Below are 18,361 nucleotides of genomic sequence, written 5' to 3'. Positions count from 1 at the left end.
TTAGGCTGAAGGGCAGAACAAGGAGGGAGTATGTGGGAGTACCTGATCCACGGCGAGCCTTCCCCCAACATCCAAGCCCTTCTAGAGGGTCTTGGGGAGGCCCTGGAAGCCCTGGGTTTTCGCTACAACCCGAAATCCGAGGCCCCCAATCTGGTGCTGAACGCCATTTCCCCGGAGAACCCTCGCCCCTACCGGCGAAGGGCCCAGGCCACCTTTGTGGCCTCGGTGCTGGAGCTTCCCGCTTTCCCCCAAGACCCTCTGAAAGACCTCTACCCTTTCCTGGTCCGTGCCCTCTCCAACGTTCTCCTGGCCTACGTGCCCAGCCAAGGGGTCAAGTTCCTCACCCTGGAGCTAGGCCACTACGATGAGCCCAACGGCGAGGGGTTTTTTGCGCGGGTGGCCGCGCGTCTAAGGCCCATCGCCTGTAGCCGCCTGGTCATCAACAACGTCTTCCACACCGACCTGGAGCCCGAACTCTGGCAAGGGGATGAACTTACGGAAAGCATGTACCGGGCGGGGAAAAAACTCAAGGAGTGGGACCTTCTTCCCGCCCCCTTCCCCATTGAGGAAATCCTTTCCCCCGAGGACCTCCGCCACGTGAAGCGCCTCTACGGTATCGGCGGGCTTTCCTACGGCAACCTCTCCGTACGCAAGGACGAGCGCCGCTTCTGGATGTCGGCAAGCGGCGTGGACAAGGCCAACCTCAAGGAGATCGGCCGCGACATCCTCATGGTGAAGGACTACGACCCCGAGCAAAACGCCATCCTCCTCTCCGTGCCTCCCCACGTGGAACCCAGGCGCGTGAGCGTGGACGCCATTGAGCACTGGATGATCTACCGGGAGCACCCGGGGGTGGGGGCCATCCTGCACGTGCACGCCTGGATGGCAGGGGTGCCCGCCACCTCCTTCAACTACCCCTGCGGCACCTACGAGCTGGCCCAGGCGGTGGCGGAGAAGGTGCGGGAGGCCCCTGACCCCACCCGGGCGGTGGTGGGTCTCAAAAACCACGGCCTCACCATCACCGGGCGGAGCCTGGACGAGATCATGGAAAGGATCGAGGGCAGGCTCATCCGCACCGTGCCCATGTCATGAAGGCCCTCGTCTACACTCCTTCCCTGCCCCGCTTCTTGGCAGCCCGGGCCTTGGGCAAACGCTTTCCCAAGAGCCTTCTACCCCTCCGCCTAGCCCGTGTGCCCCTTCCTGAACGGCCAGGCTTCCTAAAGGTCAAGGTGCGGCTCAGCGGGGTCTGCGGCTCCGACCTTTCCCTCCTCTACGGGAAAAGCCCCCCATCCATTAGCCCCTTCTTCTCCTTTCCCGCCGTCCTGGGCCACGAGATCCTGGGGGAGGCGGAGGGGAGCCTGGTGGCGGTGAACCCTCTCCTCACCTGCAAGGACCGCGGCCTGCCTCCCTGCCCCCAGTGCCTTAAGGGGGAGGAGGGGTTATGCCAGAACGTGGCCGAGGGACCCCTGGCCCCTGGGATGCTGGGCTACAACCGGGACCTGCCCGGAGGGTGGGGGGAGTGGGTGCTGGCCAGGCCCGAAAGGCTTTACCCCATTCCCGATGGCGTCCCTGAGAAACGGGCCGTGCTTACCGAGCCCCTGGCCGTGGTGGTGCGGGGCCTTAAGAGGCTTCGCCCTTGGCCGGAAGAGGTCCTGATCCTGGGGATGGGAACCCTGGGGCTTTTGGCCCTGAGGGCCCTAAGGGCCTTGGGGTTTACCGGGAAGGTTTACGCGGTGGCCAAGCATCCCCACCAGGGGGAAAGGGCCAAGGCCTTCGGGGCGGAAGCGGTTTTCCCCAGCGCCAAGGAGGCTCTCACGGCCCGGGCCAAGCGGTACCGCTACCTCCTCTTTGAGGGCCACCGGGGGGGATACGAGGCGGTCATAGAGGCCTCGGGCAGCGGCCTCGGCTTCCGCCAGGCCCTGGCCCTGGCCCAAGAGGGGGGCCGGGTCCTCCTTCTGGGTGCTCCGGGCCTGGAATGGGCCGACCTCTCCCCCTTCTGGTTCAAGGAGGTGGGTTTGGTGGGAAGCTACACCTATAGCCCAGAGGAGTTCGCCCAGGCGGTGGGCCTCCTCTCGGAGCTAAAGGGGTTGGAGGAACTCATCGGGGGCATCTTTCCCCTCGAGGCCTGGCCCCAAGCCCTTGCCGCCAAGGGAAAGGCCCTCTTCCGGCCAGCCATCTCCTAAAAGGAGCCTTTCCCCATGGCCGCCACGCTCCATGGCTAAAGCTTTTCATCCGTAAAGACACGTAAGATGGTAGCCATGTACGCCTTCCGCGAGGGCCTGCGGCAGATCCTCCGTCATCCTACGGCCAGTCTCGCCACCTTTTTTACCGCCCTCGTCTCCTTCGCCCTCCTTTACTTTCTGGGCCTTGTCCTATGGAACTTGGAGCGGGTAGTGCATACCCTCGAGAGGGAACTGGAAGTGGCGGCCTTCCTGCAAAAAGGGGCCGATGTGGAAGCCATCCTCAGCGAGATCCAGGGCTGGCCCGAAGTGGGGGAGGTGCGGCTTCAGAGCAGGGAGGAGGCCCTGGCCCAGCTGGTTCTGGACTACCCCTATCTGGCCGAAGCCAAGGACCTGGTGGAGAACCCTTTGCCCGACACCCTGCGCCTGAGGCTTAAGGACCCGGAGGCGGTGCGCAGGGTGGCGGAAAGGCTCAGGAAGCTTCCGGGGGTAGAGGGGGTGGAGTACGGAGGCGAGCTAACGGAAAGGCTGGTCCAGGTGCTGTCTGGAAGCCGCTTGGCCATGGGGGTCCTGGTGGGCCTTCTTCTCCTCAACACCTTCTTCAGCGTCATGGGCTCCATACGCCTATCCCTGGAAAGCCGGAAGGAAGCCCTGGGCATCATGCTCCTGGTGGGGGCCACCCGGCGGTTTATCCAGGCTCCCTTCGTGGTGGAAGGGATCCTGCTCACCCTAGGGGCCAGCCTCCTGGCGGTGGCTTTCGGCAGCCTCCTGTACCGGGGCCTGGCCCAGGCCCTCCAGGGGCTCCTTCCCTTTCTGCCCGTGCTGGGGGTCAAGGACCTCTCACAGACGGGGCTCATGGTCCTGGCCCTGGCGGTGGTCCTGGGGGCCGGTGGGGCCTTCATGGCCACCCGGGCCTATCTGAGGGAAGTCTAGGATGGGCTTCCGCTGGATCCTCCTCCCCTTGGTTCTAAGCCAAGGCTTCCTGCTAGGGGTCTTGGCCCAGAACGTGCCTGCCCAGGAGCGCACCGTGCGCAACCTGGAAGACCAGCTGAGCCAGGCCAAGGCCCTGGAGGAGCAAAGCCAAAAGCGAATCCGCCTCCTAAACCAGGAGCTTGCCCGCCTATCCACCCGGGTGGAGAACCTGCTTAAGGAGAAAGCCCGCCTCGAGGGGGAGATCGCCCGATTGGAGAAGGAGCGCGCCGCCTTAAGCCGGCAGATCGCCCAGTTGAAGGAGGAAATCGGCCAGACGGAAGGGCGTATCGCCAAGCTGGAAAGGGACCTGGGAAGCCTAAAGGAGCGGCTCCAGGCCCTGATGCGAAGCCTGCACCGGGAAAGGGCCGGCCGCTACCTCCCCCTCCTCCGGGCCCAGTCCTTCACCGACCTGGCGGTGCGGGCCCGCTGGGTGGGGTACATCTCGGAGCGGGATGCGGAGCTGGTCCGTACCCTTCAGGCCACCTTGAAGGCCCTAAGGGAAGAGCGGGAGCGCTTAGGCCTCCTCCTCGCCGACCTCACCGCCAAGGAGAAGGCCCTGGGCCAAACCCAAAGGGCCCTCGAGGGGCAAAAGGGGGAGCTGGAGGCCACCCTCGCCAGCCTAAGGCAGGAGGCGCAGGGCAAAAGGGCCCTTCTCCGGGATGCCCTGACGGAACGGCAACGCCTGCAAGCCCAGCTGGCCGCCCTCCAGGCCAGGGTGCTGGCGGAACGGCAACGCCTCTTGGAGCTTAAGCGCCAGGAGGAGGAGCGGCGAAGGCGGGAGGAGGAGAGGAGGAGGCAGGAGGCCGAGCGCCGCCAGGCGGCCACCCCACCCTCACCCCGCCAGGCCAGCGTGGTGGTACCCCCTCCCCCCTTGCCCGCCACCGTGGGCCGGCTGGCCTTTCCCGTGCCCGGAGGCAGAATCCTGGTGCCCTATGGGCAGGAAGGGCCTTTCCAGGTGATCCAGGGCCCCGCCCCGGGAAGCCCGGTACAGGCTGCCGCCGACGGGTACGTGGCCGGGGTCCTCTACCTGCCCAACCTGGGCTACACGGTGATGCTGGTGCACACGGAAACCCTTTCCACCGTCTACACCAACCTGCAAGAACCCTTGGTGCAGGAAGGCCAGAGGGTGCAAAAGGGACAGCTTCTGGGCTACACGGGAGGTGGCCTCCTCATCCGCCCGGAGGAAGTGGAGTTCAGGGTGGCGGTACGCCTAGGCGGAGAGACCCGCTTCGTGGATCCCTCCGCCTACTACTGAAGACCTTGGCTATGCGGGCTCAATAAGCCCGTAGTTGCCGTCCTTGCGGCGGTAGATGACGTTGATCTCGTCGGTCTTGGCGTTACGGAACACGAAGAAGTCGTGCCCCAAGGCCTCCATCTGGAAGGCGGCCTCCTCGGGGTCCATGGGCTTCATCTCAAAGCGCTTGACCCGCACGATCTTAGGACCTTCCTCCTCCTCGGGCTTGCGCAGGGCCTCGAGGTCCCGTACCTCGGGAGGTGGCGGCCCCTGGTAGGTGTGCCGCTTGCCCACGAAACGCCGCTCCTTGTAGCGCTTCAGTTGGGTTTCCAGCCGGTCCACCATGCGGTCGATGGCTGCATAAAGGTCAGGGTCCTCCTCCTCCACCCTGACGAGCCCCCCGGGGAGGTCCACCTGCACCTCGGCCTTGGCCTTGCGGGCCACGTGGTTGCTGCCCGCCAAGGAAAGAACCACCTTGGCCATGAGCTCCCCATTCTGGTAGCGGTCCAGGCGGGAAAGCTTCCTTTCCACGTAGTCCCGAATGGCGTCGGTGATCTCCAGGTTGCGACCGATGAGTTTGTAGACGTTCATACACCCTCCTTTCCGCCCCGGTCAGGGCTTTCCCTTACCCTTATGCTACCACCTTCCCCAGGACGTTCGTCCCGCACCACCTGGCCCGCCTTCAACACCACCACCCGGGCCGGGTAGGCCTCCAAGAGCTCGCGGCTATGGGTGGCCACCAGCACCGTGGCCCCCCGTCCGTGGGCGGCCTTAAGGATATCCAGTACCTGCAGGGCGTTTTCCAGGTCCAGGTTCCCCGTGGGCTCGTCCGCCAGGATCACCGGGGGGTCCAGGAGCAAGGCCCGGGCGATGGCCACCCGCTGGGCCTCGCCCACGGAAAGCTCCTCGGGAAAGGCCCTTTTCTTGTGGGAAAGCCCCACCCGTCGCAGGGCCGTGGCGATGCGCTCCCCCCACTCCTTAGGAGGAACCCCTTGCACCCTAAGCACAAAGGCCAGGTTCTCCTCCACCGTCATGTCGGAAAGGAGGCGGTGGTCCTGGAAAACCATGCCGATCCGGCGGCGGTGAAGGGCCACCTGGTCCCCTTTGAGAAGCTTCAGGTTCTGTCCGCCAAAGTACACCGTTCCTTGGGTGGGAAGGAGCCGGCGCAGGATCAGGGAAAGCAAGGTGGACTTCCCCGCCCCCGAGTGGCCCACCACGTAGACGAACTCCCCCTTCTTGACCTCGAGGCTCACGTTGTAAAGCGCCTTGGTCCCCGTGCGGGGGTATTCCAGGCCCACCCGGTGGAAGGCGATCATGCCCTTACTATACGGAAGACAGGCCACGGTTGTTTCTCATGGTGGGGCGTTATAGTGGAGCTTAGGTGAGGGAAGAGATGAAAAAACGCGCGTGGTTCATTGCAGGGCTCGGGGTGGTCCTGGCCCTGGTATACGCTCAGCTTCCAAGGCCTCAGGCGGAAAACCTCCTGCAAAACCCCAACGGCCAGGCCCTGTTGGAGGTCTACCAAAGGATCCAACAGGACTACCTGGAAAACCTCCCCCGCGATAAGCTCAACGCCCTCCTTGAAGGGGCCATCGGGGGCATGGTCTCCGCCCTTAAGGACCCCTTTACCAGCTACTCTCCCCCCCAGCGGGCCAGCGTCCGCCAGGAGGATCTAAGGGGCGAGTTCTTCGGCATAGGGGCCACCCTCTCCCCCGCCAATCCCGACGGCACCGGGGCCAAGATTGAAGGGGTGATGAAGGGCCTGCCTGCCCAGCGGGCGGGGATGCGGGCCGGGGATGTGATCCTCGAGGTGGACGGAGAGGACGTCACGGGTCTTCCCCTTTTGGAGGTGGTGGCCCGGATCCGGGGCCGGGAGGGAACCAAGGTCACCATCAAGGTGCGCCGGGAAGGGACCCCCGCCCCCCTGGTTTTTGAGCTCATCCGGGAAAAGGTGGAGATCATCTCGGTTTCCACGGGCAGGATCGGGGACGTGGGCTATGTGGCCCTGGAGACCTTCGGCAACTTCAAGGTGGAGGACCAGCTTAAGAAGGCCATAGACGGGCTCAAGGCCCAGGGCATCAGGAAGCTCATCTTTGACCTCCGGGATAACGGGGGCGGCCTCCTGGACCAGGGGTGTGCGGTGGCCAGCGCCTTCTTGAAGGAAGGCCCCATCGTCTACACCCGGACCAAGAACCTCACCCGGGTCTGGTGCGAGGCCTCGGGGAAGCCCCTTTGGGATGGGCCCATGGTGGTCCTGGTGAACGGGAACTCGGCTTCCGCCAGCGAGATCGTGGCCGGGGCCCTCCAGGACTACGGCCGGGCCAAGGTCATCGGGGAGAAGACCTTCGGCAAAGGAGTAGGCCAAACGCCCTACACCTTGGCCAATGGCGGCGAGCTCACCCTGGTCACCTTTGAATGGCTCACCCCTAAGCGCCGGGCCATTAACAAGGAGGGGCTGAAGCCCGACATAGAGGTCAAGGACACCCGTTTCCCCACCCCCTTCTCCTTGCAAGGAGCCGGGGCACCTCCTGGGGCTGAGGTCACCGTGACCCTAAACGGGAAGACGGTGAAGGTCAAGGCCGATGCCGAGGGGAAGTTCACCTACGCCGAGCCCCAGCGCCAGCGGCCCTTGCCCGAGGAGCGGGGGCAGGCGGTTTTGAACCTGGAGGAAGACGCCATCCTCAAGCGGGCCCTGGAGGAGCTGAACGCCACCCGCTAGCCGGGAAAGGCCAAGGGGCCGGGTTTTCCCCGGCCCCCCTAGACCACCCCACCCTGACAGGCCAAGGTGGAGCCCCACCATCTCCACCCCTCTTGCGCCAAGGGCTATTTCACCAACGCCCCTGGGGGAATCTCCCCCTCCACCGTGACCAGGGCCAGCCTATCCCCCTCGGATGCCGCAAGGATCATCCCCTGGCTCTCCACGCCCCGGAACCTGGCAGGCTTGAGGTTGGCCACCACCACCACCTTTTTCCCCACCAGGTCCTCGGGGCGGTACCACTGGGCGATGCCGGAAACCACGGTGCGCTCCTCGCTCCCCAGGGAGAGCCTAAGCACCAGGAGTTTATCGGCGTTGGGGTGCTTTTCCGCCGCCACCACCTGGGCCACCCTAAGCTCCACCTTGGCGAAATCCTCCATGCCAATGAAGCGATCCTCCTTCGTGCCCTCCATTTTGCCTCCCCTGGCCTCCCCCCTTGGGAGTTCCTTGGGAAAGAGAACCCCCGCCTCCTGAGGAAGGGGAAGGGGTTCCGCCAGGCCCCAGCGCTCCGCCTCCTTAAGGCTCACCTCCTCCTTCAGGCCCAAGGCCCGGCGCAGCTCGGCCATCTTGTCCGGCATGGCCGGGGTAAGGAGGATGGAGGCGATCCTCAGGCCCTCCACCACCCGGTAGAGCGCCGCCCTAGCCTCCTTGGGATCCTCCTTGAATAGCTCCCAGGGACGCTTCTCGTTGATGTAGCGGTTTATGGCCTTCACATAGGCCATGGTCTCCTCGAGGGCCACGTGGAAGCGAAGCTCCCGCACCAGACCCCTGAGGCGTCCCGCAAGGCGCGTGCCCTCCTCCAGCTCCTCCCCAGAAACCGGCTCGGGAATGCGTCCCTCAGCGAAACGAAACAGCATGGCCCGGGTGCGCTGGAGAAGGTTGCCCAGGTCGTCGGCCAGATCCGCCTCGTACCTAGCCTTCAAGGCCTCCTCGCTCACCGGCGTATCCTGGCCATAAGGGATCTCCCGCAAAAGGTAATAGCGCACGGCATCCCGGCCGTACTTCTCCGTAAGGGCAAAGGGGTCCACCACGTTCCCCATGGTTTTGCTCATCTTGCGGCCATCCGGCCCCAGCAGAAACCCTCCCACGTTCAGGTGCCGGTACATGGGAATCCCCGCCGCCTTCAGCATGGTGGGCCAGAAGACCGCATGGGGCTTCAGGATGTCCTTGCCGATGAGGTGCCAGGCCTGGGGCCAGAAGGTGGCGTAGCGGGGGTCCTCGGGGTAGCCCAGGGCAGAAATGTAGTTGAGGAGGGCGTCAAACCACACGTAGGTCACGTGGGCCTCATCCCAGGGCAGGGGGATGCCCCAAGGTACGCGGGCCTTGGGCCGGGAGATGGAAAGGTCCCCGATGGGCTCGGAGAGCATGGAAAGCACCTCGTTTTTATACCCCTCGGGCCGGATCAGGTCGGGATGGGTCTGGAGGTAGTCAATGAGCCACTCCCGGTACTTCTCCATGCGAAAGAAGTAGTTCCCTTCCCGTCTCCGTTCCACGGGGCGGGCGTGGATGGGGCAAAGATCCCCTTGAAGCTCCTTTTCCGTGTAGAAGCGCTCGCAGCTTACGCAGTAAAGCCCCTCGTACTCCCCGTAGTAGATGTCCCCCGCCTCGTAGACCTTCTGTAAGACCCGCTGCACCACCCGCTTATGCCGCTCCTCCGTGGTACGGATGAACTCATCGTAGGCGATGCCCAAAAGCTCCCACGCCTTCCGGAAACGCTGGGAGACCCGGTCCACAAAGGCCTGGGGCTCCTCCCCCGCCTTCAGGGCCGCCCGGTAGACGGTTTCCCCGTGCTCGTCGGTGCCGGTGAGGAAAAAGGTCCGGTATCCATCCAACCGGTGCCAGCGAGCCAGGAAGTCCGCCACCACCGTGGTGTAGGCGTGGCCCAGGTGGGGTTCCGCATTCACGTAGTAGATGGGGGTGGTGATGTAAAAAACCTTTTCCATCCCTCCTCCAAGAAAAACCGGGGCATGCGCCCCGGGCGGGAAAGGCTTCCCCGCCCTAGGGGTGAGGCATCCCCTTCATGGTCATGATTCTACACCGGCGCCCAGTCCCGGCACAAAATCCATCCCCCAAACCGGAGACCACCCAGAAGGCCGGACCTTAAGGCACCAGTTCCTCTATCCCCATGGGCCCCGCCACCAGGGCCCGGGTGGCCAAGCCCACAAAAAGACCCGTCTCCACCACCCCCGGAATCTCCAGAAGGGCCCTATGGAGGCCCCCGGGGTCCCCGATGGGACCAAAGCGCACATCGGCGATCAAGTGCCCCCCGTCGGTGAAGTAAAACTCATCCCCCTCCATCCTTAGCTCCGGCTCCCCGCCCAGGGCGCGGATGGCCTTCAGGGTGGCCAGGTGGCCAAAGGGCACGATCTCCACCGGCACCACCCCGCGGCCCAGCACGGGCACCTTCTTGGTGTGGTCGGCGATCACGATAAACTCCTTGGCGTTACTCTCCACAATCTTCTCCCGCAAGAGAGCCCCGCCCAGGCCCTTTATCAGGGAAAGGTCCGGGGCGATCTCATCGGCCCCGTCTATGGCCAGGTCCACCCCTTCTGGAGGGAGCTCCACCACGGGGATCCCTTCCCGCAGGGCCAGGTCCTTGGTGGCCTCCGAGGTGGGAACCCCCACCACCCCCTTAAGCTCCCCTTCCCTGAGGCGCCGGGCCAGCTCCAAAACGGCATACCGGGCCGTGGACCCCGTGCCCAAGCCCACCACCATGCCATCTTGGACATAGGCCACCGCGGCGTGAGCAGCCTCCTTTTTGTAAGACTCCAGAGGCCTTTCCATACCTAAAACCCCCTCAGGCCCTTTAGGGCTTCCGCCACCTCCTCAGCATGGCGTTCGGGAGACACCTTGCGCCAGACCTTGGCGATATGGCCCTCGGGATCTATCAGAAAGGTCTGGCGCAACACCCCTTCGTACACCTTCCCGTAAAGGTTTTTCTTGCCCCAGGCCCCATAAGCGGTTATCGCCTTCCGCTCGGGGTCAGCAAGAAGGGGAAAGTTCAGACCGTACTTCTCGGCAAAACGCTTGTGGCTTTCCACATCGTCCGCAGAAACCCCTAAGACCACGGCTCCCAGTTCTTGCAAATCCCCCATACGGTCTCGGAAGCCGCAGGCCTCCTTGGTGCACCCGGGAGTGTCGTCCTTGGGATAGAAGTAGAGAACCACCCACCTCCCCCGGTAATCGGAAAGCCGGTGAATCCGCCCCTCTTGGTCCGGCAGGGCGAAGTCGGGCGCAACGGTTCCGAGCTCCATGAGGGCATCTTACCCTAACCTTCCCGGCCGCCAATAAGGGGGCGCTAAAGTTTATAGCCGAAGCGGCGGAGGAGGTCCTTGCGCCACGCCACCTCGGCCTCGTCCTCCACCCCCAGGGGCTTGAAGCCGTCCATGACCCCCAAAATGGCCCGCTGCTCCCCCTCCTCCGCCACCACCACCTGGAGGGGGTTGGCGGTGGCGGCAAAGATGCGCACCACCTCAGGGCAAGCCTTCACCGCGTGGAGCACGTTAATGGGATAAAACCCCTCACCCAACACGATGAGGAAGGTGTGCCCTGCCGCCAGGTTGAGGATATTCCGCACCGCCAGCTGGGTGAGCTCGGGATCCGTGCCGGAACGCCGCACCAGGCGCTTGCCGCTGGCCTCGGAGAAGGCAAGGCCGAACTTGATACCCGGCACGGCGGTCACCAAGGCCTCGTGGAGGTCCTCCACCGTCTTGATGAAGTGGGCTTGGCCCAGGATGACGTTCAGGTTCTCCGGCTTCTCAATGGGAATGAGCTTGAGTTCCATGCCCCCATTTTATCCGTGGCCCAAGACCCAACCCCAGGGGGTCCGAAAGGTGTAGCATGGGTCCCATGGATGTTCTGGAAAAGGCCGTAGGGGGAGAGAGGCTTACCGAAAGCGAGGTGCTCTCCCTTTTTGACCTTCCCCTACCTGAGCTGGCTGCCGCCGCTCACGAGGTGCGCCTTCAAAAAACCCATCCAGAGGTGGTGACCTTTCTCATAGACCGCAACATCAACTACACCAATGTCTGCACGGTGGGTTGCGCCTTTTGCGCCTTTTACCGCACCAGGCGGCAGAAGGAGGCCTACACCCTAACGTACGAGGATATCGCCAAGAAGGTGGAGGAGCTCTACCAGGTGGGGGGAAGGCGCATCTTAATGCAAGGAGGCGTCAACCCTGACCTGCCCCTGGAATGGTACTTGGAGCTATTGCGCTACCTTAAGAGCCGCTTTCCCGACCTGCGCATAGACGCCTTTAGCCCCGAGGAGATCCTGGGCTTGGAAAGGCTCACCGGGCTTAAGGCCGAGGTCATCTTGGAAAGGCTCATGGAAGCGGGGCTGGACGGGATGCCGGGGGCGGGGGCGGAGATCCTGGTGGATGAGGTGCGGCAAAGGGCCGCCCCCGCCCGCATCAAGACCGCGGACTGGTACCGCATCGTGGATGCCGCCCAGGCCTTGGGGCTTTACACCCTGGCCAGCATGGTGATCGGCTTTGGGGAGGGGCCAAGGGAGCGCACCGCCCACCTGCTGGGCCTAAGGGCCCAGCAGGACAAGGCGCTGGAAGCGTATGGAAACGGGTTCGCTGCCTTTGCCCTTTGGACCTTGCAGGTGGAGCACACCCGGCTTAAGGGCAAGGCCCCGGGGGCCACCGCCCACGAGTACCTGAAAACCCTGGCCATCGCCCGGCTCACCCTGGACAACTTCGCCCACCTCCAAGCCTCCTGGCCCACCCTGGGGTTCAAGGTGGCCCAGGCCGCCCTTTACTACGGGGCCGACGATTTCGGCAGCACCATGCTGGAGGAAAACGTGGTCTCGGCGGCCGGGGGCCACGGGCGTACCCACGCCACGGTGCGGGAGATGGTGCGCCAGATCGTGGATGCGGGTTTCAGGCCTGCGGAGCGGGATCCCCTCTACCGCATCCTGCGCTACCCGGACCCCAAGGCCCTCCTGGAAGAGGGCCTGGAGCTCCCCTTGGCCTAAGCGGGTTCCTTTTGCAAAAGCCCTTGGCGGATCTCCTCGAGGAGAGGGGCCAGGGGCCGGCCTCCCTCGAGGGCCCGCACCAAGGCGCTTCCCACCACCACTCCATCGGCCACCGCCGCTTGGGCCGCGGTCTTTTGGCCCGAGACCCCAAAGCCCACCGCCACGGGCAAGGAGGTGTGGGCCTTAATCCGCCGCACCAGGTCCTTCACCTCTTCCGGCAGGCGTTCCCTTTCCCCGGTGACCCCGGTGACGGAAACCGCATAGATGAAACCGGTGGCATACCGCACCACGGTTTGGATCCTGCGGTCGGTGGAGGTGGGGGCTAGGAGAAACACGGTTTCCAAGCCGATCTCCTGGGCCAGGCGCACCAGGGCCGGATCCTCGTCGGGAGGAAGGTCGGGTAGGATTAGCCCCGTGGCCCCCGCCTGGCGGAAGAGGCTGAAAAAGCGCTCCGGGCCCCAAGCCAGGACCGGGTTTAGGTAGGTCATGAGGAAAAGGGGCTTGGGGGTAAGACCCCGCACCTCCCGCATCAACTCCAACACCCCTTGCACGCTCATGCCCTTCCTCAAGGCCTCCTCGCTGGCCCTTTGGATGACGGGGCCATCCCCTAAGGGGTCGGAGTAGGGCAGGCCGATCTCCAAAAGGTCCGCGTAGGGCAGAGCCTCCTCCACCGCCTGCAAAAACCCCTCGCGGCTGGGAAAGCCCGCGGTGAGGTAAGGGATGAGGGCGGCCCTTCCCTCGGCCTTGGCGCGGGCGAAGGCTTCCGCGGTGGTCATACCTCCCCCCCCAAAAGGCGCATCACCTCGGTCACGTCCTTGTCCCCCCGGCCCGAAAGGTTGATGACCACCACCTGGTCCTTGTCCATCTCCGGAACCACTTTGGCCGCGTGGGCGATGGCATGGGCGGACTCCAAGGCGGGGATGATCCCCTCCAGGCGGGCCAGGAGTTTGAAGCCCTCGAGGGCCTCCTCGTCCGTGACCCCCGCGTACTCGGCGATGCCCTGGTCCGCGTAGTAGCTGTGCTCGGGCCCCACCCCGGGGTAGTCCAGGCCCGCAGAAACCGAGTGGGCCGGGGTGATCTGGCCGTCGTGGTCGTAGAGGAGGTACATGTAGCTCCCGTGCAACACCCCCCGCTTCCCTGCCCCGATGCTGGCGGCATGCCTTCCCGTGGAAAGGCCCTCACCCGCGGCCTCCACCCCGATGAGCCGGGGCCGCTCCTTTGGCGGCAAATAGGCGAAGGGGGCGAAAAGGCCAATGGCATTGGACCCCCCACCCACCGCGGCGATGAGGGCATCGGGGTAGCGGCCGAAGAGCTCCAGGCTTTGCGCCTTTACCTCTTCCCCGATGACGCTTTGGAACTCCCGCACCATCATGGGGTAGGGGTGGGGCCCCACCACCGAGCCCAGGATGTAAAAGGTGGTGCGCACATGGGTGAGCCAGTCGCGGATGGCCTCGTTGGTGGCATCCTTAAGGGTGCGGCTTCCCGCCGCCACCGGGCGCACCTCGGCCCCCAGAAGCTTCATGCGGAACACGTTTAGGGCCTGGCGCCGCACGTCCTCCTCCCCCATGTAGACCACGCATTCCAAGCCGAAAAGGGCCGCCACCGTGGCCACGGAAACCCCGTGCTGGCCGGCCCCGGTTTCCGCTATGACCCGCTTTTTGCCCATGCGCCGGGCCAGGAGGGCCTGGCCCAGGGTGTTGTTGATCTTGTGGGCTCCGGTGTGCAGGAGGTCCTCCCGCTTCAGGTACACCTGGGCCCCGCCCCAGTGCTGGGAAAGCCTCTTGGCGTGGTAAAGGGGGGTAGGCCGACCGGCAAAGGTCCTGAGGTAGTACTCCAGCTCCGCCAGAAAAGCGGGGTCCTTCTTGGCCTCCTTGTAGGCGGCCTCCACCTCCTCGAGGGCCGGGATCAGGGTTTCGGGAACGTACCTTCCTCCATAGGGACCAAACCGTCCCCGCCCATCCGGTAAAGGAAAATCAGGCAACCTCAACATCTCCACTCCAGAAAGGGGCCACCAAGCCCCAAAAGCCCATCCATCCTACAAGCCGCTGGCCCAAGAAGCCAAGTACGGGCTTCGCCCGTGACCAAGGCCTATAGCGGCCATGCCGCCACTTGTAGGCCAAGGGGGTGCGGACCCGCATGAGCTTAGGGTAGACCCCTTTGGGCCAAAGGGCAAGGGGACGGAGTAAACTTCGGAGGATGGAGATCCCAGTTTTGGACAAGGGCTTCGTCCGCCTGGTGGAGGTGATGGGGAACGACGCCGCCATCGTCCAGGCGGCCAGGGTTTCCTACGGCCCGGGCACCAAGACGCTGCGGGAGGATGCCGCCCTCATCGACTACCTCATGCGCCACCGCCACACCAGCCCCTTTGAGATGGTGGTATTCAAGTTTCACGTTAAAGCTCCTATTTTCGTGGTACGGCAATGGTTCCGGCACCGCACCGCTAGCGTGAACGAGATCTCCGGGCGCTACTCCGTTCTGAAGGAGGAGTTTTATGAACCCGAAGCCTGGCGACACCAGGCCAGGCGGAATAAGCAGGGCTCGGAAGGGGCTTTCACCGACGAGGAAGCCTCCCGCCTTCTAAAGGGGGTGGAGAGGGAGGCCTACCAGGCCTACCAGACCCTCCTGGAAAAGGGCATCGCCCGGGAGATGGCCCGCATGGTCCTTCCCCTAAACCTCTACACCGAGTTCTACTGGAAGCAGGACCTGCACAACCTCTTCCACTTCCTGGCCCTGCGCCTAGATCCCCACGCCCAGTGGGAGATAAGGCAGTACGCCAAGGCCATCGCGGAGATCGTCAAGGCCCACGTGCCCCTGGCCTGGGGGAGTTTTGAGGAACACGTGCTAAAGGGAGCCCATCTCTCCCAGACGGAGCTTAGGGCCTTACAGGGGCTTCTTACCCCCGAGCTTTACGAGAAGGCCCTACGGGAGCTGGGGCTTTCCGGAAGTCGGGTGGAAGAGGCCTTAAGCAAGCTCTTCCCCCCGGAACCCGCCTAGGCCAAGAGGGCCTCCCGGCCTTTCCCTGTGCGCGCTTCTATGAGCCGGTAGAGTTCCTCCTCTGTAAGAATGGGCACCCCCAAGGCCCTCGCCTTTTCCAGCTTGCTCCCTGGGGCCTCCCCCACCACCAGGTAGCTGGTTTTGCGGCTCACGGAATCGGTCACCTTAGCCCCCAAGCGCCTGAGGAGGGCCTTCACCTCCTCCCGGGGGCGGGAAAGTTCCCCGGTGATGACGAAGGTGAGGCCCTTTAGGGCCTCCCCGCCCCGCTCCTTGGCCTCCATCTCCACCCCGGCCTCCTTCAGGCGCCTCACCAGGTCCCGGAAGGCGGGGTCCTGCAGGGTTTCGTAAATGCCCCGGGCGGTGAGCTCCCCCACCTCCTCCACCTGGAGGAGTTCCTCCGGTGTGGCCTCGAGGAGCCGGTCCATGGTGCCAAAGCGGGCCGCCAGGTTGCGGGCCAACACCTCCCCCACCCCCGGCAGGCCCAAGGCGTAGAGGAGGCGCTCCAGACCCCGGCCCTTGCTCTCCTCTATCTGGCGGAGGAGGTTTTGTGCGCTCTTCTTCCCCATGCGTTCCAGGCCCACCAGGTCCTCCTCCCTAAGCCGGTACAGATCAGCCACATCCTTGACCAATCCCGTTTCCAGAAGCTTCTCAATGAGCTTTTCCCCCAGCCCCCCGATGTCCATGGCCTTGCGGGAGGCGTAGTGGCGGATGGCCTCAAACCGCTTGGCTGGGCACAAGGGGTTGGGGCAGCGGTGGACTTTGCCCTCCTTGACCAAGCGGTGACCGCACTCGGGGCAGGTCTCCGGCCATTGGATAGGCCTCTCCTTGCCGGTTCTACGCTCCTTGAGGACCCTTAGCACCTCGGGGATAACCCCCCCGGCCTTGTGCACCAAAACCCAGTCCCCGATGCGCACGTCCAGCTCCTCCAGGTAGCTTTCGTTGTGCAGGGTGACCCGGCTCACCTCGCTGCCCTCAATGAACACGGGCCTCAGGATGCCCACCGGGGTCACCCGGCCCGTGCGCCCCACCTGGAAGACCACCTCCAAAAGCTCCGTCTCCTTCTCCTCCGCGGGGAACTTGTAGGCGATGGCGAACCGCGGGGCCCGGGCGGTGTAGCCCAGCTCTCGCCAAAGGGAAAGCTCATCCAGTTTCACCACCACCCCATCCGCCTCAAAGGATAAGCTCCGCCGCTCCCTCAACCAGGCCTGGTAAACCCTCTCCACCCCCTCTACACCTTGGACCCGGGTGAAGCCGTGCTCCACGGGGAAGCCCTTCTCCTTTAGCCAATGGAGAAGCTCAAACTGGGTTTTGCTCCCGCTTTCCTCCAGGCCAAGCCCTAGGGCGTAGAAGGTGGCCCTAAGGCCCCTCTTGGCGGTGATCCGGGGATCCTTCTGCCTAAGGGAGCCGGCGGCGGCATTCCGGGGGTTTTTGAAAATCCTTTCCCCCTTCTCCTCCAGCTCCTCGTTGAGGCGCAGGAAGGCCTCTATGGGCAGGTAGACCTCCCCCCGGACCTCGAGGCGCTCCGGCACCCCCTGAAGCCTCCGGGGGATGGTGGGGATGGTGAGGAGGTTCTGGGTCACCTCCTCCCCCGTTTCCCCATCCCCCCGGGTGGCCCCCCAGACCAAAACCCCCTCCTCGTAGTAGAGGTTTACGGATAGCCCGTCCACCTTGTGCTCCACCGTGTAGACGAAAGGCCCCTTCCTTCCTAAGGCCCGCTCCACCCGCTCCTCAAAGGCCCGGACCTCCTCCAGGGAGAAGGCGTTATCCAAGGAGTACATGCGGCTTGGGTGGCGGATGGGGCGGAAGGTGGCCTCCAGATAACCTAACGGCTGACCAAAGGGTTTCGCCCCCACCTGCTCCGTGGGGGAGTCGGGGCTTTTGAGCTCAGGAAAGCGCTCCTCCAGCTCCTTCAGCTCCCTAAGAAGCCGGTCGTACTCGGCATCGGAGATCTCGGGGGAGTCCAGGACGTAGTAGCGGTAGTTGTGGTAGCGGATCAGGTCCCGTAGCTCGTTCACGCGCCTGCGGGCTTCCTCCAGGGTCATGCCTTGAGTTTACCCAACCCGGTATAATGCCCTACGGCGAAACGCCATAGGAGGTGGCAGATGAAACGTATCGTAACCCTTTTGGCAGTATTGGCCCTGGGCCTGAGCCTAGCCCAAGTCCGCGTGGGCATCGCCTTTGACGCTGGGGGTAAGTTTGACCGCTCCTTCAACCAGTCCGCCTGGGAAGGGGCGCAGAAGGCAGCCAAGGATTTTGGGGTCAAGCTCTTTGACTTTGAGCCCGCCGACCCCTCCCAGGTGGGCCAGGGCATCCGCACCTTCGCCGAGGAGGGCTTTGACCTGGTGATCGGGGTGGGCTTCGCCAACGAGCCGGCCATCACCGCCACCGCCAAGGAGTTCCCCAAGGTGAACTTCGCGGTGATTGACGCCGTCCCCGGCGAGGGCAAACTGGCCAACGCCCTGGGCTTGGTCTTCCGGGAGCACGAGGGAAGCTTCCTGGTGGGCTACATCGCCGGTAAGATGACCCGCACCGGGGTGGTGGGCTTCATCGGCGGCATGGACATCCCCCTCATCCACAAGTTTGAGGCGGGCTTCCGGGCCGGGGCCGAGTACGCCTTCAAGGAGGACAAGATCCAGGGCAAGGTCCTGGTGGGCTATGTGGGCAACACCCCCGCCGCCTGGAACGACCCCGCCAAGGCCAAGGAGATCGCCGCCAGCCAGGTGCGCCAGGGGGCGGACATCATCTACGCCGCTGCGGGCGGTTCGGGCCTGGGCCTCATCGACTACGTGAAACAGGCCAAGTGCCTCAAGGAGGGCGGGGCCATCCGCTTTGTGCGCAAGGCCGACCCCTACGCCAAGGTGCCCAAGTACGCCGATTACACCAAGACCTGTGGCACCGACGGCACCAAGGCCACGCCTCTCTTCTTCATCGGGGTGGACGCCAACCAGAACTACCTGGGGGACACCGACAATAACCCCAGCACCCTGAACCACGGCCTCACCTCCATGCTGAAGCGGGTGGACGTGGCCACCTACGAGGTCATCAAGAGCGTGGTGCAGAAGGCCTTTAAGGGCGGGGTGCGGGAGTTCGGCCTGGCCAACAACGGGGTAGGCTATGCCCTGGACGAGTACAACAAGGCCCTGATCCCGGCCGCCGTGGTCAGCAAGCTGGAGGTCTTGAAGCAGCAGATCATCAAGGGCCAGCTTAAGGTGCCCGAAAAACGCTAGGAAGGCGGGCTCAGCAAAAGGC

General features: G+C 64.3%; 17 protein-coding genes. 8 read left to right on the top strand and 9 right to left on the bottom strand.

The window, feature by feature from the left end:
• Positions 1-30 precede the first annotated feature (30 nt).
• The 4 genes from L0D18_RS07205 (at position 31) to L0D18_RS07190 (ending at position 4,407) form a co-directional block, all read left to right on the top strand.
• A complete protein-coding gene (locus L0D18_RS07205) occupies positions 31-1,092 on the top strand; it encodes a class II aldolase/adducin family protein (protein ID WP_243028203.1) in 1,062 nt (353 codons plus the stop codon).
• Positions 1,089-2,183 (top strand): zinc-dependent alcohol dehydrogenase, encoded by a 1,095-nt coding sequence (locus L0D18_RS07200; protein ID WP_243028202.1) that lies wholly within the window; start codon positions 1,089-1,091, stop codon positions 2,181-2,183. The genes L0D18_RS07205 and L0D18_RS07200 overlap by 4 nt, the downstream gene beginning before the upstream one ends.
• Before the next feature lie 75 nt (positions 2,184-2,258).
• Positions 2,259-3,113 carry a cell division protein FtsX gene (locus L0D18_RS07195; protein ID WP_243028201.1) on the top strand — a complete coding sequence of 285 codons (855 nt, stop codon included), beginning with the start codon at positions 2,259-2,261 and terminating at the stop codon, positions 3,111-3,113.
• Position 3,114: 1 nt separating this feature from the next.
• Positions 3,115-4,407 carry a murein hydrolase activator EnvC family protein gene (locus L0D18_RS07190; protein ID WP_243028200.1) on the top strand — a complete coding sequence of 431 codons (1,293 nt, stop codon included), beginning with the start codon at positions 3,115-3,117 and terminating at the stop codon, positions 4,405-4,407.
• Between the two features lie 9 nt (positions 4,408-4,416).
• On the opposite strand, the gene hpf is transcribed toward L0D18_RS07190, so the two are convergent.
• Positions 4,417-4,977 carry a ribosome hibernation-promoting factor, HPF/YfiA family gene (gene hpf / locus L0D18_RS07185; RefSeq protein WP_243028199.1) on the bottom strand — a complete coding sequence of 187 codons (561 nt, stop codon included), beginning with the start codon at positions 4,975-4,977 and terminating at the stop codon, positions 4,417-4,419.
• Positions 4,974-5,702, bottom strand: a complete 729-nt coding sequence (ftsE, locus tag L0D18_RS07180; RefSeq protein WP_243028198.1) for a cell division ATP-binding protein FtsE — start codon at positions 5,700-5,702, stop codon at positions 4,974-4,976. Before ftsE ends, hpf begins: the two co-directional genes overlap by 4 nt.
• Before the next feature lie 77 nt (positions 5,703-5,779).
• Between ftsE and L0D18_RS07175 the strand changes: the two genes are divergently transcribed.
• Positions 5,780-7,105: a S41 family peptidase gene (locus L0D18_RS07175; RefSeq protein WP_243028197.1), complete on the top strand. Its 1,326-nt coding sequence runs from the start codon at positions 5,780-5,782 to the stop codon at positions 7,103-7,105.
• 104 nt (positions 7,106-7,209) lie between these two features.
• Here the strand turns inward: L0D18_RS07175 and metG are convergent, their stop codons facing one another.
• From metG to L0D18_RS07155, 4 genes are all read right to left on the bottom strand, one after another.
• Complete coding sequence (gene metG, locus L0D18_RS07170; protein WP_243028196.1) at positions 7,210-9,084, bottom strand: methionine--tRNA ligase; 1,875 nt, start codon at positions 9,082-9,084, stop codon at positions 7,210-7,212.
• A gap of 157 nt (positions 9,085-9,241) precedes the next feature.
• Positions 9,242-9,925 (bottom strand): ribose-5-phosphate isomerase RpiA, encoded by a 684-nt coding sequence (gene rpiA / locus L0D18_RS07165; RefSeq protein WP_243028195.1) that lies wholly within the window; start codon positions 9,923-9,925, stop codon positions 9,242-9,244.
• 2 nt (positions 9,926-9,927) lie between these two features.
• Positions 9,928-10,395 (bottom strand): thioredoxin-dependent thiol peroxidase, encoded by a 468-nt coding sequence (bcp, locus tag L0D18_RS07160; RefSeq protein WP_243028194.1) that lies wholly within the window; start codon positions 10,393-10,395, stop codon positions 9,928-9,930.
• 44 nt (positions 10,396-10,439) lie between these two features.
• On the bottom strand, positions 10,440-10,925 hold the full coding sequence (locus L0D18_RS07155; protein WP_243028193.1) for an adenosine diphosphatase: 486 nt from the start codon (positions 10,923-10,925) through the stop codon (positions 10,440-10,442).
• A 56-nt stretch (positions 10,926-10,981) separates the two neighbouring features.
• Here L0D18_RS07155 and mqnC point away from each other — a divergent pair, with 56 nt between their 5' ends.
• A complete protein-coding gene (gene mqnC / locus L0D18_RS07150) occupies positions 10,982-12,118 on the top strand; it encodes a cyclic dehypoxanthinyl futalosine synthase (protein ID WP_243028192.1) in 1,137 nt (378 codons plus the stop codon).
• Here mqnC and trpA read toward each other — a convergent pair.
• Positions 12,115-12,894, bottom strand: a complete 780-nt coding sequence (trpA, locus tag L0D18_RS07145) for a tryptophan synthase subunit alpha (RefSeq protein ID WP_243028191.1) — start codon at positions 12,892-12,894, stop codon at positions 12,115-12,117. The two genes, mqnC and trpA, sit on opposite strands and share 4 nt — an antisense overlap.
• Complete coding sequence (gene trpB / locus L0D18_RS07140) at positions 12,891-14,108, bottom strand: tryptophan synthase subunit beta (protein WP_243028190.1); 1,218 nt, start codon at positions 14,106-14,108, stop codon at positions 12,891-12,893. The genes trpA and trpB overlap by 4 nt, the downstream gene beginning before the upstream one ends.
• 206 nt (positions 14,109-14,314) lie before the next feature.
• Between trpB and thyX the strand changes: the two genes are divergently transcribed.
• A complete protein-coding gene (gene thyX / locus L0D18_RS07135; protein WP_243028189.1) occupies positions 14,315-15,112 on the top strand; it encodes an FAD-dependent thymidylate synthase in 798 nt (265 codons plus the stop codon).
• Here thyX and ligA read toward each other — a convergent pair.
• The gene (gene ligA, locus L0D18_RS07130) at positions 15,109-17,154 is read right to left on the bottom strand and encodes an NAD-dependent DNA ligase LigA (RefSeq protein WP_243028188.1); all 2,046 of its coding nucleotides are present in this window, start codon (positions 17,152-17,154) and stop codon (positions 15,109-15,111) included. The genes thyX and ligA overlap by 4 nt on opposite strands.
• 60 nt (positions 17,155-17,214) lie before the next feature.
• Between ligA and L0D18_RS07125 the strand changes: the two genes are divergently transcribed.
• Positions 17,215-18,339: a BMP family lipoprotein gene (locus L0D18_RS07125; RefSeq protein ID WP_243028187.1), complete on the top strand. Its 1,125-nt coding sequence runs from the start codon at positions 17,215-17,217 to the stop codon at positions 18,337-18,339.
• Positions 18,340-18,361 lie beyond the last annotated feature (22 nt).

Source organism: Thermus albus (genome assembly GCF_022760855.1).
Lineage (GTDB): Bacteria > Deinococcota > Deinococci > Deinococcales > Thermaceae > Thermus > Thermus albus.
This window is presented reverse-complemented; position numbering and strand designations above follow the sequence as displayed.

Excerpts from the sequence above, each read along its gene's own strand:
- L0D18_RS07205 (WP_243028203.1), top strand. The coding sequence starts at position 31 with ATGTGGGAGTACCTGATCCACGGCGAGCCTTCCCCCAACATCCAAGCC.
- L0D18_RS07200 (WP_243028202.1), top strand. The coding sequence starts at position 1,089 with ATGAAGGCCCTCGTCTACACTCCTTCCCTGCCCCGCTTCTTGGCAGCC.
- L0D18_RS07195 (WP_243028201.1), top strand. The coding sequence starts at position 2,259 with ATGTACGCCTTCCGCGAGGGCCTGCGGCAGATCCTCCGTCATCCTACG.
- L0D18_RS07190 (WP_243028200.1), top strand. The coding sequence starts at position 3,115 with ATGGGCTTCCGCTGGATCCTCCTCCCCTTGGTTCTAAGCCAAGGCTTC.
- hpf (WP_243028199.1), bottom strand. The coding sequence starts at position 4,977 with ATGAACGTCTACAAACTCATCGGTCGCAACCTGGAGATCACCGACGCC.
- ftsE (WP_243028198.1), bottom strand. The coding sequence starts at position 5,702 with ATGATCGCCTTCCACCGGGTGGGCCTGGAATACCCCCGCACGGGGACC.
- L0D18_RS07175 (WP_243028197.1), top strand. The coding sequence starts at position 5,780 with ATGAAAAAACGCGCGTGGTTCATTGCAGGGCTCGGGGTGGTCCTGGCC.
- metG (WP_243028196.1), bottom strand. The coding sequence starts at position 9,084 with ATGGAAAAGGTTTTTTACATCACCACCCCCATCTACTACGTGAATGCG.
- rpiA (WP_243028195.1), bottom strand. The coding sequence starts at position 9,925 with ATGGAAAGGCCTCTGGAGTCTTACAAAAAGGAGGCTGCTCACGCCGCG.
- bcp (WP_243028194.1), bottom strand. The coding sequence starts at position 10,395 with ATGGAGCTCGGAACCGTTGCGCCCGACTTCGCCCTGCCGGACCAAGAG.
- L0D18_RS07155 (WP_243028193.1), bottom strand. The coding sequence starts at position 10,925 with ATGGAACTCAAGCTCATTCCCATTGAGAAGCCGGAGAACCTGAACGTC.
- mqnC (WP_243028192.1), top strand. The coding sequence starts at position 10,982 with ATGGGTCCCATGGATGTTCTGGAAAAGGCCGTAGGGGGAGAGAGGCTT.
- trpA (WP_243028191.1), bottom strand. The coding sequence starts at position 12,894 with ATGACCACCGCGGAAGCCTTCGCCCGCGCCAAGGCCGAGGGAAGGGCC.
- trpB (WP_243028190.1), bottom strand. The coding sequence starts at position 14,108 with ATGTTGAGGTTGCCTGATTTTCCTTTACCGGATGGGCGGGGACGGTTT.
- thyX (WP_243028189.1), top strand. The coding sequence starts at position 14,315 with ATGGAGATCCCAGTTTTGGACAAGGGCTTCGTCCGCCTGGTGGAGGTG.
- ligA (WP_243028188.1), bottom strand. The coding sequence starts at position 17,154 with ATGACCCTGGAGGAAGCCCGCAGGCGCGTGAACGAGCTACGGGACCTG.
- L0D18_RS07125 (WP_243028187.1), top strand. The coding sequence starts at position 17,215 with ATGAAACGTATCGTAACCCTTTTGGCAGTATTGGCCCTGGGCCTGAGC.